Raw genomic sequence first — 23,585 nt, 5'->3', positions numbered from 1 at the left:
GTCACACGGACGAAATCCCGGTGATATCAACAGACTGTTTAAGGCGCCTACCGTCCAGCTATGGCCAGAGCTTCGCGAGATCAGGTCCATCCCGTCGACGCCGTCCCCCACCCCGCCCGCCTGATGGCGTTCGGGCTCCAGCACGTACTCGCCATGTACGCCGGCGCCGTGGCCGTCCCGCTGATCGTCGGCGGCGCGCTCGGGCTCACCCCCGCCGAGCTGGCGTATCTGATCACCGCCGACCTGCTGATCTGCGGCATCGCCACCCTCATCCAGTGCGTCGGCTGGTGGCGGTTCGGGGCCCGGCTGCCGATCATGCAGGGCTGCACGTTCGCCGCCGTCACCCCGATGGTCCTCATCGGGCAGGACGGCGGGCTGCCCGCCATCTACGGCTCGGTCATCGTGTGCGGCATCGCCATCATGCTGCTCGCCCCGCTCTTCGGCCGGCTGCTGCGCTTCTTCCCGCCCCTGGTGACCGGCACCGTCATCCTCATCATCGGCCTCAGCCTGCTGCCGGTCGCCGGAAACTGGGCGGCCGGCGGCGCCGGGGCGGAGGACTTCGGCGATCCGCGCAACCTCGGCCTGGCCGGCGGCGTCCTGCTGGTGACGCTCCTCATCCAGCGCTTCGGCCCCGGACTGCTGGGCCGCGTCGCCGTCCTGGCCGGCATCGCCGTGGGCATGGCGGCGGCCGTACCGCTCGGCTACACCGACTTCACCGGCGTCGCCGACGCCGACTGGCTCGGCGTGAGCACCCCCTTCCACTTCGGGGCGCCCGCCTTCCACCTGACGGCCATCGTCTCCATGCTGGTGGTCGCCCTGGTGACGATGACCGAGACCACCGGCGACCTGATCGCGGTCGGCGAGCTGACCGACCGCAAGCCCGACCCGCGCCGGCTCGCCGACGGGCTGCGCGCCGACGGCCTGTCCACCGTGCTCGGCGGCGTCTTCAACACCTTCCCCTACACCGCGTACGCGCAGAACGTCGGCCTGGTCGCGCTCACCCGGGTCCGCAGCCGGTGGGTGGTCGCGGCGGCCGGCGCCATGCTGGTGGTGCTCGGACTGCTGCCCAAACTGGGCGCCGTCGTCGCCGCCATCCCCGCCCCCGTACTGGGCGGCGCCGGGCTGGTGATGTTCGGAACGGTCGCCGCCGGCGGGCTGCGTACCCTGGCGCGCGTCGACTTCGGCGACGGCGGCCACCGGCTGACCGTCGTCGCCGTGTCCGTGGCGGTCGGCCTGCTGCCGGTCGGGGTGCCCGGCGTCTACGCCCGGTTCCCGCACTGGTTCCAGACCATCATGGACAGCGGCATCAGCGCCGGCTGCGTCACCGCCATCGCGCTCAACCTGCTCTTCCACCACCTGCCGGCCGGCCGCCGTGAGGCGGTGGCAACCGCACCCGTTACGCCTGATCCGCCCGCTGAGACAGCTCGGCCAGCACCGCGTCCGTGAACGCCGGCCACGCCTGCGCCGCCCACGCCCCGAACGGCCGGTCCGTCAGCACCACACACGCCGCGCCCGCCGCACCCGCCGCCGGATCCACCCACAGGAAGGTCCCCGACTGCCCGAAGTGCCCGAACGTCCGCGGCGAGGAGCCCGCACCCGTCCAGTGCGGGCTCTTGTGGTCCCGGATCGAGAAGCCGAGACCCCAGTCGTTCGGCTTCTGATGCCCATAGCCCGGCAGCACCCCGTTCAGCCCCGGGAACGCCACCGACGTCGCCTCGTCCACCGTCTCCCGCGCCAGCAGCCTCGGCGCCTGCAACTCGGCCGCGAAGGCGGCCAGATCGTCCACCGTCGAGATCCCGTCCCTGGCCGGCGAACCCACCAGCTCCGTGGCCGTCATCCCCAGCGGCTCCAGCACCGCCTCCCGCAGATAGTCCGCGAACGGCATCCCCGTCGCCTTCGCCAGATGATCGCCCAGCACCTCGAACCCCGCGTTCGAGTACAGCCGCCGGGTGCCCGGCTCCGCCATCACCCGGTGCTCGTCGAAGGCCAGACCCGAGGTGTGCGCCAGCAGATGCCGTACGGTCGACCCGGGCGGACCGGCCGGCTCCGCCAGCTCCACCGCCCCCTCCTCGACCGCCACCAGCACCGCGTACGCCGCCAGCGGCTTGGTCACCGACGCCAGCGGGAACCGCTGCCCGGCAGGCCCGTGCACCCCGGCCACCCGCCCGTCCGCCAGCACCACGGCCGCCGCCGCGGCCGGCACCGGCCAACTGTCGATGATCTCCAGGCTGCGCAGTGTTGACATGCCCCCGAGCGTAGCGCCCGGCCCCGTACTCCCCGCCCGGCGGCCCTTGCCTTGAGTGCGCTCGAAGTCCGTACGGTGGGACCATGACCCTGACCCAGCAGGAGATCACCGGAACCGGCACCGGCCCAGGCACCGCGACGGAAACGGACGACGACCTGTGTGCCTCGGTCGACCGGCCGCACCCCAGGCCCAGCGGCCAGGACCGCTACAGCATCAGTGAGGTCGCCGCCCACACCGGGCTGAGCGTGCACACCCTGCGCTGGTACGAGCGCATCGGCCTGATGCAGCACATCGACCGCTCCCACACCGGGCAGCGCCGCTACACCAACCAGGACCTGGAGTGGCTGGCCTTCGTCGGCAAGCTGCGGCTGACCGGAATGGCGGTCGCGGACATGGTGCGGTACGCCGATCTCGTACGACAGGGAGACCACACCTACCCCGAGCGCCGCGCGCTGCTGGTCGCCACCCGCGCCGAGGTGACGCGCCGGATGGCCGAACTGCACGGCACGCTCGCCGTCCTCGACTTCAAGATCGACATGTATACGACGACAGGGGAACACTCCGCATGAGCACCACCAGCCCCAGCGCCACCCCCACCCCCATCGAGAAGGCCCCGCTCGGCACCGGCGGCCCGCTCGTCGGCGTCCAGGGCCTGGGCTGCATGGGCATGAGCTTCGCGTACGGCCCCACCGACACCGAAGCCGCCCGCGCCACCCTCGACCGGGCCCTGGAACTCGGCGTCACGCTCTACGACACCGCCGACATGTACGGAGCCGGCGAGAACGAGACCTTCCTCGCCCCGTTCTTCGCCGCGCACCGCGACGAGGTCACCATCGCCACCAAGTTCGCCATCAGCCACGCCCCCGGCGACCCGGGAACCCGCGTCGTCCGCAACGACGCCCCCTACATCCGGCAGGCGGTCGAGGGCAGCCTGCGCCGGCTCGGTGTCGATGTCATCGACCTCTACTACATGCACCGCCGCGACCCGGCCATCCCCCTGGAGGAGTCCGTCGGCACCATGGCCGAACTCATCCAGGAGGGCAAGGTCAAGCACCTCGGGCTCAGCGAGGTCACCGGCGCCGAACTGCGCGCCGCCCACGCCATCCACCCCATCGCGGCACTCCAGTCCGAGTGGTCACTGTTCTCGCGCGACGTGGAACGCACCGCCGTGCCGGCCGCCAAGGAACTCGGCGTCGCCTTCGTGCCGTACTCTCCGCTCGGCCGCGGCTTCCTCACCGGCTCCTTCACCAACGCCACCACCGACTTCGGCAGCGACGACTTCCGCCGCCAGCAGCCCCGCTACACCGGCGACAACGCCGCCGTCAACCGGGAACTCCTGCGCCACATCCAGGGCGTCGCCGACGCGCACGGCGCCACCCTCGGCCAGGTCGCGCTCGCCTGGGTGCAGCAGCAGGCCGCCCTGCGCGGCCAGACCGTCATCCCCATCCCCGGCACCCGCCGCCCCTCCCGGGCCGAGGAGAACACCGCCGCCACCCGCATCGAACTCACCGCGGAGCAGCTGGCCGTCCTGGAACCGATCGCCGCCCAGGTGGCCGGGGACCGCTACGCCGACATGTCCGGCACATCGGCCGGACGGGAGTGATCCCCGGGCCCCGTCGCGTGGCGGCGCGCGAGGCGCCGGAGCACGGCGTACGCCAGCCGGTAGCCCAGCGACAGCGCGATCGGGGCCACCAGCCGCCGTACCCGGCGCGAGTGCACGAGATACCGCAGCGCGGACCTCATGAGTGGTGCCGTCCCGCCCAGCGCGGCTCGACCTCCAGCCAGGCCCGGCCCCAGTACCGGTCGTGCCCGCGCTCGAACCGCTCGCGCGCCAGATGCCGGGTCAGCAGCACCGCCGCCCCGACCCCGCCCGCCGACAGCAGCCCGGAGGCCGAGGACTGCACCGCCCTGGCCGCCGGTCCCGGCGGCGCCTGTGTCGGGTCGCCGTGCTGGTCCAGCCACAGCGTGACCTGATCGCCGGGCTTGCCGCCGTGTTCGAGCCGTACGGTCTGGGTGTGCTCGGTGCCGTTCGGCTCGTGCCACCGCACGGTCGCGGTGGTCTCGCCGTTGCTGGGCCGTACCGCCGGGTTGGGGGCGGCGGAGTGGGAGTCGTCCACCACCACCGCCGGGGTGCTGTGCCGGGTCTGCTCCTGCCGCACCGCCGAGTGATAGGTGCTGGAGAACGCCAGCGCGCCCACCAGCGCGGGCCCGGCCACCAGCAGTACCGACAGCACCAGCAGCACCACGGCCTCCACCACGTCACAGCGCCGCCGCAGCGGAGAGCGGTGCCAGCGCCACATCCGATGCTGCTGCTGTTGCTGCCTGTCCGTGTCCGCCATCGCAGTCAGTCCTCGGTCCTCGCATGCCGCGCGGCCCCCGTCGTGCCCCGCCCGAGTACCCGGCACCGGCCGCGTAACCCCCTCGCGGCCCCCGTCACACCACGGCGAACGCGTACAGCGAGAACCCCGCCGCCAGCACCCCGGCCAGCACCCGCCGACCCGTCGAGGCACCGGTCCACGGCTGCTCGAACCGCCTGGTCAGCGCCCCGATGCCGACCAGCAGCACGGCGAACAGCGGCAGCCACATCAGCCGCGCCGCCACCCACCCCACCGTGGTGGGCGCCGCCGTCAGGCCCGCCAGCGCGCTGCCGCCGTGCAGCGCGGCGGCCGGGATCGCGGCGGCCAGCATCGCGCTCTGGTGCCAGCACAGGATCGTCATCGCGCTCAGATTGATCACCACCACCGGCGCCCACAGCGCGGGCCGGGCCAGCAGCGCCGCCAGCCGGTCCCGTACCAGCACCGCCACCCCCGACTGCGCGGCGGCCAGCGCCGGCACCAGCAGCGACGGCGGGTGGGAGTTGGTACGGGCCTCGCCCGGCACGCCCACCATGGACGCCGGGTAGCCGAACACCGTCAGCAGGGTGACGAAGAGCAGCACCCCGCCGCCCAGCAGCAGCCACCGGGCCGCCCGCCGCGACAGCCGTCCCACCCCCCACACCAGTCCCAGCTGGTAGCCGAACAGCCAGCCCGGCAGCAGATTCAGCAGCCCCAGCCAGGACGGCATCGCCTCCGCGTACGGGCCGTACCGCAGCGCGTCCACCACGGCCACCGAGGCCAGCAGCGGCAGCGCCGACCACAGCCCGGCGCGCTCGGCGGCGCGCAGCGCGTACGGGGTCAGCGCGGTGATCACCGCGTACACCCCGACGAACCACAGGGGCTGGACGACCAGCACCGACGCGGTGCGCAAGGTGGCGCCCGGCACCCCGGCGAGGGAGAGCAGCGGCAGCAGCGCCGCCCACACGGCGGTGACGCCGAGCACCGGGCGGCCCAGCCGCACCAGCCGGCCGCGCAGCCACGCCCCGGCGGGGGTGCCGCGCCCGGTGGCGCGGCGCAGTGAGAGGGCGGCCGAGTAGCCCCCGACCAGGAAGAAGATGCCCAGCAGCTGGAACAGCCAGCTGGCGGGGGCGAGCCCGCCGAGGGCGGCGAGCGGGCTGGTGTTGTGCAGCGCGCCGGTCTCGTCGAGGGTGAAGCCGCCGACCAGCCAGTGGCCGGCGGGCACGGACAGCAGGGCCAGCGCCCGCAGGCCGTCGATGGCGCGGTCCCGGTGGGCGGGGGTGCGGGCCTCGATGGAGGTGGCGACGGTGCGCAGCTCAGCGGACAGGGACATCGGAGCACTCCGGGGTGGTTGGGGCGCAGCTGACCTGCGGGTAGGCGCCCAGGGTGATGGCGGTGATGTTGTGCAGCGCGTCGGTGCCCGGGGTGCCGTAGCCGGCGTGGCCGGCGGCGTCGTCGGAGGTGAACACCCGGGCGCCGTACGCGGGATCGGTGGGGTCGGTGCCGTGGCCGAGGCCCAGCAACTGGACGTTGGGCACGGCGCTGATCCAGTCGGCGGGGGCGCGGGAGGCCCAGACGCGGGCGTCGGTGCCCAGGGCGGCGGCGGAGCCGGCCCGGGTGCCGGGGCTGCCGACGAGGATCAGGTCGCCGGCCGCCAGCCCGTTTCCGGCGTCCTTGCCGTCCTTGGCGGCCAGGCCGCACACGACCGAGCCGTAGCTGTGGCAGAGCACGGTGGGCGCGGCGGCGGTACGGGTCGTGGTGACGGCGAGTCCGGCGAGGAACCGTTCGAGCCGGGGCGCCCCCGCCCGCGCCATTCGGTCGGTGGCTTGGTCGGGGCCGATGCCCTCGGGGGTGGTGTAGCCGACCCAGGCGATGGTGGCGGCGGGCACTCCGGGTGCCTCGGCGGTGAGTTCGGCACGCAGGTTGCGCGCCCAGGTGGTGGGGGTGCGGTACGTGTCGAGGTCGTTGTCGGTGCCCGGCACGACGACGGCGACGCGTTCGGCGGCGGGGAGTTCGCCGTACACCTCGGCGAAGGTGCCCCGGCCGCGCGGATCGAAGGCGAGCAGTTGCCGCCCGGGGTCGGGCGGGGAGCCGTAGAAGTCCTGCCAGGCGCGGGCGTTGGCCTCGTACCGCAGCTCGATGGGGGCGCCGTCGAGATTGCCGACGGTCAGCGGATGCCGGGCGGCCAGCCCGTGCCGCTGGGCGGCGGTGAGACCGGCGAAGAACGCGGCCACCTCGGCGGGGCGGGCCCCGGCCGGGTCGGGCAGCGGCCGGCCCAGGCTGTCGTCGGCCCGCCACGCCTGGGCCCCGGGCGGCGGGCCCTGGACGATCTCGGTGTGCGGCCCGAAGGTCCACCCCCCGGTCGCGGTGGCGGCGGTCAGCGCGAGTACGCAGCTGGCCAGCACCCGCGTGGAACGACGGCGCGGCATGACATCTCTCCCTCCCCGGCCCACCGGAACGACCGGTGCCCGGACGGGAAGGAGAGTGCGGCGCGGGATGACGTACCCGCGTCACACCGGGGAGCCATTCCCGGTGTCATACCGGGGTAGGGGGTGGGACATCAGAAACCTATGTACCCTAGATTTTTGCCTAGGGGTCCTAGGTTTTGGCATCCGGTGGCGAGAGGAAAGAGGTGAGGGCCCGTATGGTCCGAGCAGGGATCACCACGGCCGGGCTGACCCGCGCGGCAGCGGAGCTCGCCGACGACAAGGGCCTCGACCGGCTCACCCTCTCCGCACTGGCCCGGCACTTCGGCGTCAAGGACGCCAGCCTGTACGCCCACGTGCGGAACCTGCGCGACCTGCGCGTCCGCGTCGCGCTGCTGGCCTCCGAGGAGATGACCGACCGCATCGCCCTCGCCGTGGCCGGCCGGTCCGGCAAGGACGCCCTCGTCGCCTTCGCCGACGCCTACCGCGACTACGCCCTCCAGCACCCGGGCCGCTACGCCGCCACCCAGCAGCGCTTCGACCCGGCCGAGATCAGCGACCTCACCGTCTTCCGGCGCAGCGTCGACCTCACCTACGGCATGCTGCGCGCCTACGGCCTGGCCGAACCCGACCTCACCGACGCCGGGCGGCTCCTGCGCAGCACCTTCCACGGCTACGTCCACCTGGAACTCAGCGGCGGCTTCGGACACCCCAGGGACGTACGCGACTCCTGGGCCCGAGGACTCGACGCGCTGCACTTCCTGCTGGCCCACTGGCCGGCGCACACCCCGGCACCCGAGGAGAACCCCCGATGAGCACCCTCGCCGTACCCGGCGCGACCCTGCACTACGAGCGGCGCGGCAGCGGGCCGCTCCTGCTGCTCATCCCGGGCGGCGCCGCCGACGCCGGCCTGTACGCGGGCATGACCGGCGCGCTCGCCACCCACCACACCGTCGTCTCCTACGACCCGCGCGGCCTGTCCCGCAGTACCCGCGACGGACCGCTCACCGACCAGCGGGTGGCGGTGTGGAGCGACGACGCCCGCCGGCTGATCGACGCGCTGTCACCGCACGAGGAGGCATACGTCCTCGGCAGCAGCTCCGGCGCCATCGTCGCCCTCGACCTGCTGGCCCGGCACCCGCACCGGCTGCGCCGGGTCGTCGCGCACGAGCCCCCGCTGGTGGAACTGCTGGCCGACCCGGCCCCGCACCGGGCGCTGTTCGCCGAGGTACGCGCACTGTTCCGTACGGACGGGGCCGGGGCGGCGATGGCCAGGCTCGGCGAGGGCCTCGGCGGCGGCCGGCCCGCCGACCGGGAACCCACCGAGCTGCCGCCCGCACTCCAGGAGATGGCCCCCCGGATGCACGCCAACCTCCCCGTCTTCCTGGACCACATGCTGTGCCCCTTCACCGCGACCGTGCCCGACCTGGACGGGCTGCGCCGCGCCGGGAAACGGCTCGTACCGGCGGCGGGCCGGGACTCGCGCGGGCTGCTCCCGCTGTACGGGCCCGCCGCCCAGCTCGCCGAACTGCTCGACCTGGAGGTGGCCGAGTTCCCGGGCGGACATGGGGGAGCCGTCGAACACCCGGAAGCCTTCGCCGAACGGCTGCTGGAGCTGCTGCCCTGAATCACTGATCGCCGGGGGAGACCAGCCCCGACTCGTAGGCGAAGATCACCGCCTGCGCGCGGTCGCGCAGGCCCAGCTTGTGCAGGATGCGGCTGACGTGGGTCTTCACCGTCTGTTCGGCCACGAACAGGGTGGCGGCGATCTCCTGGTTGGACTGGCCGCGCGCCACCAGCACCAGGACCTCCGACTCGCGCGCCGTCAGTCCCTTCAGCCGCAGCGCCGGATCCTTGCGGCGGTGCGCCGCCGGGCGGGCGGCGAAGTCGGCGATCAGCCGGCGGGTCACCGACGGCGCCAGCAGCGCGTCGCCGGCCGCCACCACCCGGACCGCCGCGATCAGATCGGCCGGCGGCGCGTCCTTCAGCAGAAAGCCGCTGGCCCCGGCGCGCAGCGCCTCGTACACGTAGTCGTCGATGTCGAAGGTGGTGAGCATCAGCACCCGGGGCCGGTGGATGACCCCCGGCGGCGGGTCGAGGAGCTGCCGGGCGGCCTCCAGGCCGTCCATCACCGGCATCCGGACATCCAGCAGCACCACATCGGGGTGCTTGCGGCGGCTCAGCTCCACGCCCTCGGCGCCGTTGACGGCCTCACCGACCACGTCGATGTCGCTCTGCGCGGCGAGCAGGGCCGCGAACCCGGCCCGTACCATCGCCTGATCGTCGACGATCGCCACGGTGATGGTGGCGGTGGCGCCGGCGCTGCTCATGGAATCTCCCCCGGGGTCGGTGCGGCCAGTGGCAGCACGGCCGCCACCCGGAAGCCGCCGTCCGCCGTCGGGCCGGTGTCAAGTGAGCCGCCGACCAGGCGGGTTCGCTCCCGCATCCCGATCAGACCATGCCCGGTGCCGTGCGCCTCCAGCGGGCGGGCCGGGGCGGGGGCGGGGCCGTTCACGATCTCGACGCGCAGTGCGCGGCTGTCCTCGGTGAGGGTCACGGTGACGGTCGCCGAGGCGCCGGGGGCGTGCCGTACGACATTGGCCAGCGCCTCCTGAACGATCCGGTACGCGCTGAGCGTCACCGTCTGCGGCAGGCCGGCGGTCTCGCCGGAGCGGGACAGCCGGGCGGCCACCCCGGCGCGTACCGCGGACTCGACCAGCGCGTTCAGCTCGTCCAGCCCGGGCTGCGGCGCGAGCTGCGGATCGCCGCCGCTGCCCTCGCTGCGCAGCACGCCGAGCAGCCGCCGCATCTCCGCCAGCGACTGGCGGGCGGTCCCGGCGATGGTCGCGAACTCGGCGCGGGCCGCCTCCGGCATGCCCTCGATGCGGTACGGGGCGCTGTCCGCCTGCACGGTGATCACCGACATGTGGTGCGCGACGACATCGTGCAGTTCGCGGGCGATCCGGGCGCGCTCTTCGAGAAGGGTGCGGCGGGCGCGCTCGACCTCGCTGATGTGCTGGGCCTCGGACCGCTCCCGGACGGCGCCGCCCAGCAGCAGGACGATGCCGGACAGGACGACGAAGAGCACATTGGAGCCGGGGGCGTGGCCGGGGCGCAGCAGGCCGAGCAGCACGGCGGCGGCGACGGTCGCCAGCCAGACGGCGACCAGGGTGCGGCGGGGCTGGCGCAGCGCGAGCGGCAGACAGAGGAGGAGATAGCCGATGATCGCGGGCGGCGGCCACGGCCACGCCTGGTCGCCGAGGGTGTCGGCCCAGACGAGCAGGGCGAGGGCGGTGAGGACGTTGGCGCAGAAGACGATGTACCAGGCGGCCAGCGGGCGGACGGCGGCCAGCAGGAGCGGCGCCGCCTGGGCGGTGCCGAGCAGGCCGGCGAGACCGCCGGGGAGGCCGTAGTCGTTGAGGAGTACGACGATCCCGGTGGGCAGCAGCGACGCGGCGGTGGCGAAGGCGAGGACGTGTGGCAGCAGTCGCATCCACGCGCGGGGCGCGCGGGCGAGCAGCGCCTCCGACGGCTCGGGCGCCCCGAGCGCCTGGGACAGCAGCACACCCTGCCGCCGCACGTCGGCGACCAGCCGCCCGCCCACCGATTCGGAAGAAGACCCCACGCCCGTCAGCCTACGGCCTGCGGCCCGCCGGGCCCCGAAGCCGGCTGCCGGCCCGGGCCGGTGGGGTGGTGCGGGCTGTGCCCGGGCCGTGGTCTGCTGGGCCGCGGCGGCGGCTGCCGGCCCGGGTGGCTTCCGGGGTGCTGGGCTGCCCGTGGGTGGGCTGTGGGTCGGGTGGTTGGGTGTGGTCAGAAGCCGACCGTGGTTTCGAAGGTGTCGCGGGCCCTGGCCAGGTCGTACCAGCGGGCGGCCAGGGTGTCCGGGTCGCCGTGCTCGTGGCCGGGGACGATCGGGGCGCCGACGCTCAGGTGGCCGACGTAGACGCCCTGGGGGGCGAGTTCGGTGTGGGCGGCGGTGAGCCAGTTGCGCAGCCCGGCCTGGGCGATGCCGGCGTTGCCCAGGATCGGCATCGGGGTGATGGCGGAGGCGCCGGTGGTGAACAGCAGCGCGCCGTCGCGGGCTTCGCGCATGGCGGGCAGTACGGCCGCGACAGCGGTCAGCGCGCCGCCGACGATCAGGTCGAACTGGGTACGGGCGGAGTCCGGGGTGGTCTCCAGGGTGCTGGTGTAGCCCATGCCGGCCAGGTCGGGCAGGCCGCCGCCGGAGTGGTCCCACACCGGGGCGGGGCTGTAGGACAGGACGCCGACGCGGCCGAGGTCGCCGGCGGCGGCGTCGAGGGCGGCGGTGAGCGCCTTGCCGTCGCGGGCGTCGGCCGGGTAGGCGCGGGCGGTGATGCCCTCGGCGTCGAGGGCGGCGGCCAGGGCGGCCAGCTTGTCGTGGTTGCGGGCGATCAGGGCGACGGGGTGGCCGGCGGCGCCGAAGCGGCGGGCGATGGAGCGGCCGAGGCCGGCTCCGGCGCCGACAACGGCGATGGTGGCGGGGGCCGGGGTCGGGTTCGCGGGCATGAGGGGTCCCTCCTTGGTTACGCTTTGTACGTAACGTCAAGGTAGTGACTCAGGACGACCTCTACAAAAGGCACTTTCATGTTCGGTAGGAACACCGGTGATCCCCACGAGGACCATGAGGACCACGGGGACCACGGCGACCACGGGGACCCGCCCCCGCCCTGGCGGGTCCCCCCGCATCCCTGCGCGTCCTGGCCGGACAACGGAGCCGGCATCCGGGAGACCCTCGACCGGGTCGGCGACAAGTGGTCGGTCCTGGTGATCGGCATCCTCGCGGCCGGGCCGCTCCGCTTCGGCGCCCTCCGCGACCAGGTGCCCGGCATCTCGCAGCGCATGCTGACTCTCACCCTGCGCCACCTGGAGCGCGACGGCCTGCTCACCCGTACCGTGCACGCCGAGGTCCCGCCGCGCGTGGTGTACGAGCTGACCCCGCTCGGGCAGGGGCTGCGGGAGACGTTCTACGCGTTCGTGCGGTGGGCGACGGACCACAACGACGCGATCGAGGAGGCCCGTCGCCGCTACGACGCGGAAGCGGAATAGCAGGCGTCACAGCTCGGCCAGCAGGTCCTTCTTCTTCGCCGAGAACTCCTCGTCCGTCAGCAGCCCCGCCCCGTGCAGATCCCCCAGGTGGCGGATGCGGTCCGCGATGTCCGCCGGGTCCGACCGGTGGTGGTGGGCCCTGGTGGCCGCGGCCACCTTCGCCGGCGTCGGGTCACTGGCGTGCACCGCCGCCAGCACCGCCGCCGCCAGCGGCAGCGACTCGTGGACCAGCCCGTAGCCGAGGCCGAAGCACACCGCCATGGGGTCCTGGTCGGGCTCCGCCGTCGCCGGTTCCGGTTCGCCGTCCGGGCCGTGCCGCAGCAGCCGCAGATGGCCGCCGGCGATTTCCGGCGAGCGCCATTCGATGCCGGCCAGCTCGCCCACCGGGAAGAACTGGTCCCCCGCCTTCCACTTCGCCGACGACGCCCCGGTCGAGAACCAGCGGAAGGACACCATGTCGCCGTCGAAGGCGACCCGCGCGTCGTACGCCTTGAATTGCAGTGGCGCCGCCGGCGCCGCCACCAGATAGCCGTCCGCCGGCTCCCCCGCGTCCCCCCTCAGAACCGCCCGCAGCTCGGTCGCGTAATACTCGGCCGGTGTCTCCCGCTCCGCCGGCAGCAGCAGCCGGTACGGATCGGCGGAGGACTTCAGCTGCCCGGCCGCCGCGTCCAGCAGCGGGTCGGCGCCCGGCCGGGGCACCGCGTGCAGCACCATCGTTCCCTTGCGCTTTCCCGGTGTGAGTTCCACCGAACTCAGCGCCTCATACGGGATACGGCGCTCGCCGAGTATCTGGAAAAGCTTCGGCGTACGTATGCCCCGTTCGAAGCGGATGAGCACGGAGTCGGTGTCGAACTCCCAGGAGGAATGAATTCCCGCCAGCACATCACCCATACGGGTCATCGTAAGCGCCCGCGCTGACGGTTTCGCCTCTCCCGGCCGAGCGTGTCCGATGCTCGCCAGCAAACGGCGCTACGCGCATCACGCGACGGCCGCGCACGGGTCGGACGGCGCGCAGTGGTCGATGCCGGGCGCGCACTCGACATCGTTGACCGCGCCGGTCGCCACCAGCGCGAGATTCACCAGGCTCTCCGCGCCGGGCTCGAAGTAGCCGCCGTGCCCCGCCGCGTCGCCGGTGCTGAGCAGCCGCGCCCCGAAGGACGGATCGGCCGGGTCCGCGCCGTGCCCCAGCGGGCCGACCTCCAGGTGCGGCACCTCGCTGATCCAGTCGCCGTTCGCGATCATCGCCCACACCCGGGCGCCGGTGCCCAGCGCCGTCACATCCGGGGCGCGCATCCCGGGGCTGCCGGCCACCGCGATGTCGCTCACCCGCTCCGGGAGCCGGCTCGCCGCGAGACCGCACACCACCGAGCCGTACGAGTGACACAGCAGCGCCACCGGGGCCTCGCCCGGCAGCCCGGTCAGGGTGGTCAGCAGCCGGTCCGCGCCCGCTGCCGCCCGGTTGCCGGTGAACGCCGACATGGCGATGCCGGTCGGGGCGTCGTAGTCGGCCCAGGCGATCACCGCCGTCCTCACGTCCGGCTCCAGGTCCTGCTCCTCGCGGTACAGCGCCTGCGCCATGCCGGCCGGGGCGGTGTACTTGCCGAAGGTCTTCTGGAAGCCCAGCAGGTCGGTGTCCACGCCGGGCACGATCAGGGAGACGCGCTCCGCCGTCTCCAGATCGCCCAGCACCTCGGCGACCTTGCCCCGCCCGCTGGGGTCGAAGGCGAGGATCTGCCGCCCCTCGTCGGCCAGCGAGTCGAACCGGTTCAGCCGGCGCTGCGCCTCGTGGGCGCCGGCGGGGGAGAAGCCGCCGATGGCGATCCGTTCGCGTTCGGCCGCCGCCGCGTCCGCCAGCGCCACCCGGTTGGCCGCGTACCGGAGGGTGACGGGGGCGCCCGCCATGTTGCCGACGACCAGGGGGTATTCGTTCGCCAGCGCGTTCCGGTCGGCGGTGGTGAGGCCGGCGAAGAAGGCGCCGATCTCCTCGGCCGGCAGGCCCGGGTCCGGGAGCGGTTCGCCGTGCAGGGTGCCCTGGGCCCAGGCGGTGTGTTCGCGGGAGTAGGCGCTGGGGGGCGGCGCGTCGCCCCTGGCCATCCAGCCGGCGGTGGCCAGCACGGCGAAGACCACGGCCAGCGGGAGCAGCACCCGGCGGGCGGTGGCCGGCATCGTGGGACGGTCCTGGCGGAGCGTGGCGAAGGTCAGCACTATTCGCGCATCATATGAGCCCGCAGACCGCAAATCGGACAAGCCCCGCCGTGGCGTGTGACACACCTCGACGGGGCCTGATCAGCGCCGATGTGGTAGCGAGGGGTCCGTTACGCGTCCCCGCCGGCCGGTCCGGGGTCGGCCGCCGCAACGTCCAGCAACTGGTAGCGGTCGATCGCCGTGTTCAGCACCTCGCGGTTCAGCTTGCCGTCCCGCACCAGTTCGGTCAGCACGCCGAGCACGATCGACGGCGCGTCGATGTGGAAGAACCGCCGGGCCGCGCCCCGGGTGTCGGCGAAGCCGAAGCCGTCCGCGCCCAGTGACTGGTAGGTGCCGGGCACCCAGCGCGAGATCTGATCGGGAACCGCCCGCATCCAGTCGGAGACCGCCAGCACCGGTCCATGGGTGTCGCGCAGTGTCCGGGTCACATACGGCACCCGCTGCTCCTCCTCCGGGTGCAGCAGATTGTGCTCCTCGGCCGCCAGCGCGTCCCGCCGCAGCTCCGTCCAGGAGGTCGCCGACCACACATCGGCCCGTACGTCCCACTCCTCGGCGAGCATCCGCTGCGCCTGGACCGCCCACGGCACCGCCACCCCCGAGGCCAGGATCTGCGCCGGCACCGTGCCGCCGCCGCCCGCCCGGTAGCGGTACAGGCCCTTGAGCAGCCCGTCGATGTCCACCCCGGCCGGCTCCGCCGGGTGCTGGATCGGCTCGTTGTAGACCGTCAGGTAGTAGAAGACGTCCTCGGCGTCGGGGCCGTACATCCGGCGCAGCCCGTCCCGCACGATGTGGGCGATCTCGAAGCCGAACGCCGGGTCGTACGCCACGCACGCCGGGTTGGTGGAGGCCAGCAGCTGGGAGTGGCCGTCCGCGTGCTGGGTGCCCTCGCCGGTCAGGGTCGTACGGCCGGCGGTCGCGCCCAGTACGAAACCGCGGGCCAGCTGATCGGCCATCTGCCAGAACTGATCACCGGTGCGCTGGAACCCGAACATCGAGTAGAAGACGTACACCGGGATCAGCGGCTCACCGTGCGTCGCGTACGCCGACCCCGCCGCGATCAGCGACGCCGTGCACCCCGCCTCGGTGATCCCGTCGTGCAGCAGCTGCCCGGTCGGCGACTCCTTGTAGGCCAGCAGCAGCTCCCGGTCCACCGACTCGTACGTCTGCCCCAGCGGGTTGTAGATCTTCGCGGACGGGAAGAGCGAGTCCATCCCGAAGGTGCGGTACTCGTCCGGTGCGATCGGCACGAAACGCCTGCCGATCTCCTTGTCCCGCATCAGATCCTTCAGCAGCCGCACGAAGGCCATCGTCGTCGCGATCGACTGCTGCCCGCTGCCCTTGCGCAGCTGCGCGTACGCCGCCTCGCCCGGGAGCGTCAGCGGACGCGCCCGCACCACCCGGGAGGGCACATAGCCGCCCAGCTCCCGGCGCCGGTCGTGCATGTACTGGATCTCCGCCGAGTCCCGGCCCGGGTGGTAGTACGGCGGCAGGCCCTCCTCCAGGTCGCGGTCCGGGATCGGCAGCCGCAGCCGGTCGCGGAAGCCCTTCAGATCGTCCACCGTGAGCTTCTTCATCTGGTGGGTCGCGTTGCGGCCCTCGAAGTTCGGGCCGAGCGTCCAGCCCTTCACCGTCTGCGCCAGGATCACCGTCGGCTGCCCCCGGTGCTCGGTGGCCGCCCGGTACGCCGCGTAGATCTTGCGGTGGTCATGACCGCCGCGCCCCAGATGCAGGAGCTGGTCGTCCGTCATGTGCGCGACCATGGCGCGCAGCCGCTGGTCGCCGCCGAAGAAGTGCTCGCGGATGTAGCCGCCGGTCTCGGTGGCGTACGTCTGGAACTGCCCGTCCGGGGTGGAGTTCAGCTTGTTGACCAGCGCGCCGTCCCGGTCCTGGGCCAGCAGCGGGTCCCAGGAGCGGTCCCACACCAGCTTGATCACATTCCAGCCGGCGCCCCGGAAGACCGACTCCAGCTCCTGGATGATCTTCCCGTTGCCGCGTACCGGGCCATCCAGCCGCTGAAGGTTGCAGTTGACGACGAAGGTGAGATTGTCCAGGCTCTCGCGGGCGGCGATCGTCAGCTGGCCCAGCGACTCCGGCTCGTCCATCTCGCCGTCGCCCAGGAACGCCCACACACGGGAGCGGGAGGTGTCCGCGATGCCGCGCGCCGCCAGGTAGCGGTTCATCCGCGCCTGATAGATCGCACCGATCGGGCCCAGCCCCATGGAGACGGTCGGGAACTCCCAGAAGTCCGGCATCATGCGGGGATGCGGATAGCTGGAGAGCCCGTAGGGAGCCTTGGAGCGCTCCTGCCGGAAGCCGTCCAGGTTCCGCTCGCCCAGGCGGTCCAGGAGGAACGCACGGGCGTAGATGCCGGGCGAGGCGTGGCCCTGGAAGAAGATCTGGTCGCCGCCGTCGCCGCCGTCCTTGCCCCGGAAGAAGTGGTTGAAGCCCACGTCGTACAGGGACGCGGAGGAGGCGAAGGTGGCGATGTGCCCGCCGACCCCGACGCCGGGGCGCTGGGCGCGGGAGACGGTGACGGCCGCGTTCCACCGGGTGGCGTTGAGGATCTTGCGTTCGATTTCCTCATTGCCGGGGAAATACGGCTCGTCCTTGGTCGCGATGGTGTTCACATAGTCGGTGCCGCTCATCTCCGGCACCGCGACCCGCCGCTCGCGGGCGCGTTCGATCAGCCGGAGCATGAGATAGCGGGCCCGCTCCCGGCCGCGCTCGTCCACTGCGGCGTCGAGCGAGTCGAGCCATTCCCGGGTCTCCTCAGGGTCGAAATCCGGGACCTGGCTGGGCAGACCGCCAATGATGATCGGGTTGCGATCGGATCCGGAAGCCACGCTGTTCCTTCACGTCCTTCGCTCGGGTGTGGTCGGAGTGTGTGGGGGGCATTGCGAGGTCATTGCGGGGTATGTCGGTGTTTTTCTGGTGTCCTTCGGGGCCATCGTGTACCGGGCGGGGGTGGGAAATCATCTCTACCGGGCGGTATTCCTCACTCCGGTGGACACCGTCCCCGTACCGCCATCCGGCCGCTCCTGGGGCCCGGACACCGGGGTGCCGCCGCCCGCGCGGGCGGCGTCTGAAACTATGACGCAGATCACGCAACCCTGGCCGACATCGGCCCCGGGCGTCAACGACGGTCCGGGTTCGCCAGGCCGGGTACTTGCGCGATTCGCCCGGCCCGTGTGGACTACGGCCCAAGCCGCGCGTCACGCGCGGGCCCGATTCGTACTGACTGAGACAGGACAGGAGCAATCCGTGAGCGCGACCGCGGACCACGCGGAGACCAACCTTGCCGTGAGGCTGGGTTTCCAGCCCGGAATGGTGGTCCAGGAGATCGGCTACGACGAGGACGCCGAGGAGGAACTCCGCGAGGTGATCGAGGCCACCACGGGCCAGGAACTCGTCGACGAGGACTATGACGACGTCGCCGACGTGGTGCTGCTGTGGTTCCGCGAGGACGACGGCGATCTGACCGACGCGCTGGTGGATTCCATCGGGCTCCTCGACGAGGACGGGCAGATCGTTCTGCTGACGCCCAAGCCGGGCCGGGACGGCTACATCGAGCCGAGCGAGATCGGTGAGGCCGCCAAGACGGCGGGCCTGGCCCAGACGAAGAACCTCAACGCCGGCAAGGACTGGACGGGCAGCCGTCTGCTGACCCCCAAGGCGGCCCGCAAGAAGTAGCAGCGTGGTACGGCCCCCGGCGCCATCCCGGCCGCCGGGGGCCGCAACGTAGGCTGGGCGCGACACATGTAACCGACACCGAAATGGATGTCCGTCCATGGCGATTGAGCCCGGCACCAAGGCCCCCGACTTCACCCTGCGGAACCAGCACGGCGAGTCGGTCACGCTCTCGTCCTTCCGGGGCGAGAAGAACGTCGTCCTGCTGTTCTACCCCTTCGCGTTCACCGGCGTGTGCACCGGCGAGCTGTGCGCCCTGCGCGACGAACTGCCCAGCTTCGTCAACGACGACGTCCAACTGCTGGCCGTCTCCAACGACTCGCCGTTCTCGCTGCGGGTGTTCGCCGAGCAGGAGGGCCTGGAGTACCCGCTGCTGTCCGACTTCTGGCCGCACGGCGAGACCTCCCGCGCCTACGGCGTCTTCGACGAGGAGAAGGGCTGCGCGGTGCGCGGCACCTTCATCATCGACAAGGAGGGCGTGGTCCGCTGGACGGTCGTCAACGGGCTGCCGGACGCGCGGGACCTGGAGGAGTACGTCACAGCCCTCAAGGCGCTGTAACCCGGATCACCATCCAACGCGTCGTAATGACATATTGGGGACGGTTCACATGTCCCCGTACCCGCACAGACACCACTACGGACTGGAGGACACCGTGGGAGTCAGCCTCACCAAGGGCGGCAATGTCTCGCTGACCAAGGAGGCCCCGAACCTGACGGCGGTCACCGTCGGCCTGGGCTGGCAGGCGCGCACCACCACCGGCGCGGACTTCGACCTGGACGCCAGCGCCCTGCTGACCAACGCCCTCGGCAAGGTCATCAGCGACCAGCACTTCGTCTTCTTCAACAACCTCAAGAGCCCCGACGGCTCCGTCGAGCACATGGGCGACGAGCTGGTCGGCGGCAGCGGCGAGGGCGAGGACGAGGACGAGGAGGAGATCAAGGTCAACCTGGCGGCCATCGGCCCCGAGGTCGACAAGATCGTCTTCCCGGTCTCGATCTACGACGCCGACTCCCGCCAGCAGAACTTCGGCCAGGTCTTCGGTGCGTACATCCGCATCGTCAACCAGGCGGACGGCCGCGAGCTGGCCCGCTACGACCTGACCGAGGACGCCTCGACCGAAACGGCGATGGTCTTCGGGGAGCTGTACCGGCACGGTGGCGAGTGGAAGTTCCGCGCCATCGGGCAGGGCTACGCCTCGGGACTGCGGGGCATCGCACTGGATTATGGCGTCAACGTCTGACTCGTGATACAGCGCCGTGACGCCCGGCGTGGGAGACAGGACTTCTTGTGATACTGAAAACGTTCGGCTGGTCCTTCGGGGTCACCGCCATCGGACTGGCGGCAGCTCTCTACTTCTGGGGGTGGGAGGGATTCGCCGTCGTGGCGATCCTGACCGTCCTGGAAATCTCCCTCTCCTTCGACAACGCGGTGGTCAACGCCGGTGTGCTGAAGAAGATGAACGCCTTCTGGCAGCGCATCTTCCTCACCATCGGCATTCTCATCGCGGTGTTCGGGATGCGACTGGTCTTCCCGGTCGCCATCGTCAGCGTCACGGCGGGTATCGGGCCCATCGACGCGGTGCAGCTCGCGCTCGACCACCCCGATCAGTACCAGGAGATGGTCACGGACGCCCATCCGGCCATCGCCGCCTTCGGCGGCATGTTCCTGCTGATGATCTTCCTCAACTTCATCTTCGAGGAGCGGGACGTCCACTGGCTGGGCAGGCTTGAGCGCCCGCTGGCCAAGCTCGGGCGGATCGACTCCTTCTCGGTGGGCGTGGCGCTGGCCGCGCTGCTGCTGACCGCCGGCACCGTCGCCACCCACGCCTACCAGCACGGCGGTACGTACGCCGACGAGTCGAGCACCGTACTGCTGGCCGGCGTCGCCGGTGTGCTCACCTATCTGGTGGTCGGCGGGCTCTCCGGGTTCTTCGAGAACAAGCTGGAGGAGGACGAGGAGCGCGAGGAGGCCCAGGCCGCCGAGGCCAAGGCGGCGGGGAAGCAGCCCACGGTCGTCGGACTGGCCGGCCGGGCGGCGTTCTTCCTCTTCCTCTACCTCGAAGTCCTCGACGCCTCCTTCTCCTTCGACGGGGTCATCGGCGCCTTCGCCATCACCAACCACATCTTCTGGATGGCGCTCGGCCTGGGCATCGGGGCCATGTACGTGCGGTCGCTCACCATCTACCTGGTGCGCGAGGGCACCCTGGACGAGTACCGCTACCTGGAGCACGGCGCGCACTACGCGATCGGCGCGCTGTCCGTGATGCTGCTGGTGAGCATCCGCTTCCATCTGCCCGAGTGGGTCACCGGCGGCGTCGGCGTCGCACTGATCGGCCTGTCGTTCTGGTCCTCGGTACGCGCCAACCGCGCGGACGCCGGGGCCGGCGGCGGGGATGACGGCGGGGACGGCGGCGGGGTGGACTCCGGGAAAACCGTCGTGCCGTCGGGGGTGTGATCACCCCCCGATTGCGGAAACCATAAGGCGGGGCGCCGCTGGGCCACGTACCCGGCGCGCCCCGCCACGTGTTGGCGTGTTGGCGTGTTGGTACGAGGGTGGGTGGAGTAGGACATGGCGTCCCTGTGGAGCTATCTGAGGCGCAGCCGGGAGCCCGCGCAGAAGTTCGACACGGTCGGCGGTGCGGCCAGCTACGCGTACGAACTCACCAAGCGCTACCCCGAGTTCTCCCTCACCCGGCGCGGCGCCGACACCGGCACCCTGCGGGTGGACCTCACCTGGCGGATGCGCACCGACCTCGGCGGCTCCAGCCACCGCAGGCTGAACGCCTGGCGGCACCCGCTGGAACTGTTCAAGCCGGCCGAGATCCAGGGGCACACCCAGGGACTCGCCAACGTGGACTTCGACCTGGGCTGCCTGTACGAGCTGAAGGACGGCACCAAGGGCGTGGTGCAGCCGCTCGGCGGCCTCACCGGGGACTTCGGCGACCCGCCGTACATCAAGCTCAGCGGCGACGACCGGTTCGGCACCGCCTCCGGCGAGCAGATGTACATCAACCTCGACAACAAGGACGAGATCAAGCGGCTGCTGGTCTTCGTCTACATCTACGACGGGGTGGCCGCGTTCGCCCGCGCCGACGTGGTCATCACCCTGGTGACCAGCGACGGAAAGAACGTCGAGATCGGCCTCATCGACCCGCCGGACCAGGCGCATTCCTGCGCGGTGGTGCTCATCGAGCACGACGACAAGGGGCACCTGATCGCCCGCCGCCAGGTGAAGTACACCTACGGCTTCCAGTCGGAGATCGACCACCTCTACGGCTGGGGCATGTCCTGGGCGCGGGGCCGCAAGGCCGGCCGCACCTGACCCGGCCGGCGCCCGCCCCTGGCATCTGAGTACCCGTACTCATGTCCGCCCGGCCCCGGCACTGATAGCTTCCTGCTGCCGAAGGGGTGAAGCGGGGAGCTGACTGACCTTGTCGAACGGACTGGACGTCGATCCGGGCGAGTTGCGGGGCCTGTCCACCAACTCGGGTGTGGTCGCCGGGAACCTGGACGTACTGTTGCGGCTGCTGCGCTCCGCCGAGAGCGAGGGCGCCGCCCCCGAGGGCGGCCTGACGGCGCTGGCCAAGCTGCGCGCGGTCCGCACCAGCTGGGAGGAGCGGCTCGCCACCGTACGCGACGAGGCGGCGGACATGGAGCACCGACTGGTCACCGCTGCCGGGGACTTCGAGACCACCGAGGCCGACATCCAGGCCGGTTTCACCGCCATCCACGCGCAGCTGGGGGAGGGGGCGGCGCCGCGATGATCACCGTGACGCAACTGGACGCCGCCCGCCCCGCCGACTTCGCCGCCGAGGCCGAACACTGGTCGCAGTTCACCACCTGGGCCGGTACCGCGAAGGACTTCGTCGACCAGCAGATGGCCGACGTGCTGCGCCCCCGCTCCGGCGAGACCGTCACCGCCGCCCTCGGCCGGGTCACCGTGCTCGCCGACAACTGCGAGTACGCGCGCATCCAGTCCGGCCTGGTGCGCGCCGCGCTGGACGGGCTCGCCGAAGAACTCACCGACGCTCAGCAGCGGTTGCGCACCGCCCTGGCGGAGGCCGCCGAACGCGGCTTCCCGGTGGGCGAGGACGGCACGGTCGGCTTCCCCGAGATCAAGGGCCCGGACGGCGAGATCAGCTGGGCCGGCGGCACCGCCGGCCACCTCGGCGAAGGCGGCTTCATCGGCGACTACCTCAGCTCGGTGCGCGCCCTGATCGGCGGCCCGCACGCGATCGCCGCGCAGGGCCTGGCGCAGCGCATCGGGCGCGCGCTGCGCCAGGCGGAAGAGATCGACGAGCGGTACGCCCGTACGCTGGCCGCCCTCGTCGTCGAACCCGGGCTGCGGATCACCGAGGCCATGTGGGCCGACGCGGGTGAGGACCTGCGCACCGTGGGGGCCGCGCTCACCGGGCTGCTGTCGGCCGCCGACATCCCGGCCGGTGCCTCCCCGGCGGAGAACGCCGCGTGGTGGAACGGGCTCGGCGACCGCGAACAGGACACCTATCTGGCGCTGTTCCCGGCGGCCGTCGGCGCGCTGGACGGGCTGCCGGCGGTGGTACGCGACCGGGCCAACCGCGGCGTGCTGGAGATCGAGCAGGCCCGGGTGTCCACCGCGCTGGACGCCCTCCGGGCGGTGGAGCCGGCCGCCGGTGATCCCGCGCACGCCGGCTGGCAGCGGGAAGCCGACCGGCTGGCCGGCCAGCTGCGCGGCATGGAATCGATCCAGCGGCGGCTGGACGCGGGCGGCAGCAACGGACTCCCCGAAACGTTCCTGCTCGGCTTCGGCACCGAGGGCAACGGGCGCGCCGTCGTCGCCATCGGCAACCCGGACCTCGCCGACCACACGGCGGTGTACGTGCCGGGCACCGGCGCCCGGCTGGAGAAGGTCGAGGGCGACCTGGTGCGCACCACCCGCATGTGGCGCGAGAGCACGGTGGCCGCCATGGGCGAGAGCGTGTCCACCATCATGTGGCTGGGCTACGACGCGCCGCAGAACGCGATGCCCTTCCAGAACGGCGAGATCATCCCCTCGGCCACCGACCGCCGCTACGCGCTGGACGGCGCCCCGGCGCTGCGCGACTTCACCGCCGGCCTCCAGGTCGCGGCCGGCGGCCCGGACGCCGGCCACACGACCGTCATCGGGCACAGCTACGGCAGCACGGTGGTGGGCGCGGCGGCGAAGGCGGACGGCGGGCTGGCCACCGATGACATCGTGGCGGTGGGCAGCCCCGGGATGCTGGTGCCGTACGCCAGGGACCTCGGGGTGGGCAGCGACCATGTGTGGTCGATGGCGGCCGGCGCGTTCGACGACGTGGTGCCGAACGCGGGCCGGATGTTCCTGGGCGAGAACGATGTGGGGATCGGCATCGGAAAGTGGGGCATTCCGTACCTCAAGACCGATCTGATACCGAATGTGCCCTCCGATGGGCAGTTCGGCGCGAATATCATGGCGAACGACTCCACGGGCCACAGCGCCTACTGGGACGAGAACTCCCTGAGCCTGCGCAACCAGTCGCGGGTGATCGCGGGCCGGTACGACGACGTGGAGCTCGGATGAGCGGGACACCGCGGCGGTCGGCCGGAGCCGTTCCGGCGATACTGACGGCACTCATGACGGCT

24 protein-coding genes are annotated in these 23,585 nt (G+C 72.2%); 13 read left to right on the top strand and 11 right to left on the bottom strand.

Annotation, left to right across the window (positions count from 1 at the left end; all coding sequences use genetic code 11):
- Positions 1-60 precede the first annotated feature (60 nt).
- Positions 61-1,446 (top strand): nucleobase:cation symporter-2 family protein, encoded by a 1,386-nt coding sequence (locus AC5WRL_RS06560; RefSeq protein WP_496087341.1) that lies wholly within the window; start codon positions 61-63, stop codon positions 1,444-1,446.
- On the opposite strand, the gene AC5WRL_RS06555 is transcribed toward AC5WRL_RS06560, so the two are convergent.
- Positions 1,397-2,245, bottom strand: coding sequence for a serine hydrolase domain-containing protein (locus AC5WRL_RS06555; protein WP_496087340.1), 849 nt, complete (start codon positions 2,243-2,245; stop codon positions 1,397-1,399). The two genes, AC5WRL_RS06560 and AC5WRL_RS06555, sit on opposite strands and share 50 nt — an antisense overlap.
- An 83-nt stretch (positions 2,246-2,328) precedes the next feature.
- Between AC5WRL_RS06555 and AC5WRL_RS06550 the strand changes: the two genes are divergently transcribed.
- Positions 2,329-2,814: a MerR family transcriptional regulator gene (locus AC5WRL_RS06550; RefSeq protein ID WP_496087339.1), complete on the top strand. Its 486-nt coding sequence runs from the start codon at positions 2,329-2,331 to the stop codon at positions 2,812-2,814.
- Complete coding sequence (locus tag AC5WRL_RS06545) at positions 2,811-3,848, top strand: aldo/keto reductase (RefSeq protein ID WP_496087338.1); 1,038 nt, start codon at positions 2,811-2,813, stop codon at positions 3,846-3,848. The genes AC5WRL_RS06550 and AC5WRL_RS06545 overlap by 4 nt, the downstream gene beginning before the upstream one ends.
- On the opposite strand, the gene AC5WRL_RS06540 is transcribed toward AC5WRL_RS06545, so the two are convergent.
- The 4 genes from AC5WRL_RS06540 to AC5WRL_RS06525 form a co-directional block, all read right to left on the bottom strand.
- Positions 3,809-3,988, bottom strand: coding sequence for a hypothetical protein (locus AC5WRL_RS06540; RefSeq protein ID WP_496087337.1), 180 nt, complete (start codon positions 3,986-3,988; stop codon positions 3,809-3,811). The two genes, AC5WRL_RS06545 and AC5WRL_RS06540, sit on opposite strands and share 40 nt — an antisense overlap.
- Positions 3,985-4,584: an Rv1733c family protein gene (locus tag AC5WRL_RS06535; protein WP_496087336.1), complete on the bottom strand. Its 600-nt coding sequence runs from the start codon at positions 4,582-4,584 to the stop codon at positions 3,985-3,987. The genes AC5WRL_RS06540 and AC5WRL_RS06535 overlap by 4 nt, the downstream gene beginning before the upstream one ends.
- 94 nt (positions 4,585-4,678) lie before the next feature.
- A complete protein-coding gene (locus AC5WRL_RS06530; RefSeq protein ID WP_496087335.1) occupies positions 4,679-5,911 on the bottom strand; it encodes an acyltransferase family protein in 1,233 nt (410 codons plus the stop codon).
- Positions 5,895-7,007, bottom strand: coding sequence for an alpha/beta hydrolase (locus AC5WRL_RS06525; RefSeq protein WP_496087334.1), 1,113 nt, complete (start codon positions 7,005-7,007; stop codon positions 5,895-5,897). The genes AC5WRL_RS06530 and AC5WRL_RS06525 overlap by 17 nt, the downstream gene beginning before the upstream one ends.
- Before the next feature lie 215 nt (positions 7,008-7,222).
- Here AC5WRL_RS06525 and AC5WRL_RS06520 point away from each other — a divergent pair, with 215 nt between their 5' ends.
- Both AC5WRL_RS06520 and AC5WRL_RS06515 read left to right on the top strand, forming a co-directional pair.
- Complete coding sequence (locus AC5WRL_RS06520) at positions 7,223-7,819, top strand: TetR/AcrR family transcriptional regulator (protein ID WP_496087333.1); 597 nt, start codon at positions 7,223-7,225, stop codon at positions 7,817-7,819.
- A complete protein-coding gene (locus AC5WRL_RS06515; protein ID WP_496087332.1) occupies positions 7,816-8,631 on the top strand; it encodes an alpha/beta fold hydrolase in 816 nt (271 codons plus the stop codon). The genes AC5WRL_RS06520 and AC5WRL_RS06515 overlap by 4 nt, the downstream gene beginning before the upstream one ends.
- Position 8,632: 1 nt before the next feature.
- Here the strand turns inward: AC5WRL_RS06515 and AC5WRL_RS06510 are convergent, their stop codons facing one another.
- From AC5WRL_RS06510 to AC5WRL_RS06500, 3 genes are all read right to left on the bottom strand, one after another.
- Positions 8,633-9,334 carry a response regulator gene (locus AC5WRL_RS06510; RefSeq protein ID WP_496087331.1) on the bottom strand — a complete coding sequence of 234 codons (702 nt, stop codon included), beginning with the start codon at positions 9,332-9,334 and terminating at the stop codon, positions 8,633-8,635.
- Positions 9,331-10,629 (bottom strand): sensor histidine kinase, encoded by a 1,299-nt coding sequence (locus tag AC5WRL_RS06505; RefSeq protein WP_496087330.1) that lies wholly within the window; start codon positions 10,627-10,629, stop codon positions 9,331-9,333. Before AC5WRL_RS06505 ends, AC5WRL_RS06510 begins: the two co-directional genes overlap by 4 nt.
- A gap of 185 nt (positions 10,630-10,814) precedes the next feature.
- Positions 10,815-11,531: an SDR family NAD(P)-dependent oxidoreductase gene (locus AC5WRL_RS06500; protein WP_496087329.1), complete on the bottom strand. Its 717-nt coding sequence runs from the start codon at positions 11,529-11,531 to the stop codon at positions 10,815-10,817.
- A gap of 78 nt (positions 11,532-11,609) precedes the next feature.
- Between AC5WRL_RS06500 and AC5WRL_RS06495 the strand changes: the two genes are divergently transcribed.
- Complete coding sequence (locus tag AC5WRL_RS06495) at positions 11,610-12,071, top strand: winged helix-turn-helix transcriptional regulator (RefSeq protein WP_496087328.1); 462 nt, start codon at positions 11,610-11,612, stop codon at positions 12,069-12,071.
- Positions 12,072-12,077: 6 nt separating this feature from the next.
- Here AC5WRL_RS06495 and AC5WRL_RS06490 read toward each other — a convergent pair whose 3' ends face one another.
- The 3 genes from AC5WRL_RS06490 to aceE form a co-directional block, all read right to left on the bottom strand.
- Positions 12,078-12,962: a DUF4429 domain-containing protein gene (locus tag AC5WRL_RS06490; protein ID WP_496087327.1), complete on the bottom strand. Its 885-nt coding sequence runs from the start codon at positions 12,960-12,962 to the stop codon at positions 12,078-12,080.
- An 87-nt stretch (positions 12,963-13,049) separates the two neighbouring features.
- Positions 13,050-14,237 carry an alpha/beta hydrolase gene (locus AC5WRL_RS06485; RefSeq protein ID WP_496087326.1) on the bottom strand — a complete coding sequence of 396 codons (1,188 nt, stop codon included), beginning with the start codon at positions 14,235-14,237 and terminating at the stop codon, positions 13,050-13,052.
- A 149-nt stretch (positions 14,238-14,386) separates the two neighbouring features.
- Positions 14,387-17,119, bottom strand: coding sequence for a pyruvate dehydrogenase (acetyl-transferring), homodimeric type (gene aceE / locus AC5WRL_RS06480; protein WP_496087325.1), 2,733 nt, complete (start codon positions 17,117-17,119; stop codon positions 14,387-14,389).
- A gap of 418 nt (positions 17,120-17,537) precedes the next feature.
- Here aceE and AC5WRL_RS06475 point away from each other — a divergent pair, with 418 nt between their 5' ends.
- From AC5WRL_RS06475 to AC5WRL_RS06445, 7 genes are all read left to right on the top strand, one after another.
- Complete coding sequence (locus tag AC5WRL_RS06475; RefSeq protein ID WP_496087324.1) at positions 17,538-17,966, top strand: DUF3052 domain-containing protein; 429 nt, start codon at positions 17,538-17,540, stop codon at positions 17,964-17,966.
- A 97-nt stretch (positions 17,967-18,063) separates the two neighbouring features.
- Positions 18,064-18,522 carry a peroxiredoxin gene (locus AC5WRL_RS06470; protein ID WP_496087323.1) on the top strand — a complete coding sequence of 153 codons (459 nt, stop codon included), beginning with the start codon at positions 18,064-18,066 and terminating at the stop codon, positions 18,520-18,522.
- A 94-nt stretch (positions 18,523-18,616) separates the two neighbouring features.
- Positions 18,617-19,204, top strand: a complete 588-nt coding sequence (locus AC5WRL_RS06465) for a TerD family protein (protein WP_496087538.1) — start codon at positions 18,617-18,619, stop codon at positions 19,202-19,204.
- Between the two features lie 47 nt (positions 19,205-19,251).
- Entirely contained in the window at positions 19,252-20,418 is a 1,167-nt protein-coding gene (locus tag AC5WRL_RS06460; protein ID WP_496087322.1) for a DUF475 domain-containing protein, read from the top strand.
- 114 nt (positions 20,419-20,532) lie between these two features.
- Positions 20,533-21,285 (top strand): Tellurium resistance, encoded by a 753-nt coding sequence (locus tag AC5WRL_RS06455; protein ID WP_496087321.1) that lies wholly within the window; start codon positions 20,533-20,535, stop codon positions 21,283-21,285.
- Between the two features lie 109 nt (positions 21,286-21,394).
- The gene (locus AC5WRL_RS06450; RefSeq protein WP_496087320.1) at positions 21,395-21,727 is read left to right on the top strand and encodes a type VII secretion target; all 333 of its coding nucleotides are present in this window, start codon (positions 21,395-21,397) and stop codon (positions 21,725-21,727) included.
- Positions 21,724-23,523, top strand: a complete 1,800-nt coding sequence (locus AC5WRL_RS06445) for an alpha/beta hydrolase (RefSeq protein WP_496087319.1) — start codon at positions 21,724-21,726, stop codon at positions 23,521-23,523. Before AC5WRL_RS06450 ends, AC5WRL_RS06445 begins: the two co-directional genes overlap by 4 nt.
- Positions 23,524-23,585 lie beyond the last annotated feature (62 nt).

The sequence above is a fragment of the Streptomyces sp. NTD107 genome (genome assembly GCF_059510435.1).
This window is presented reverse-complemented; position numbering and strand designations above follow the sequence as displayed.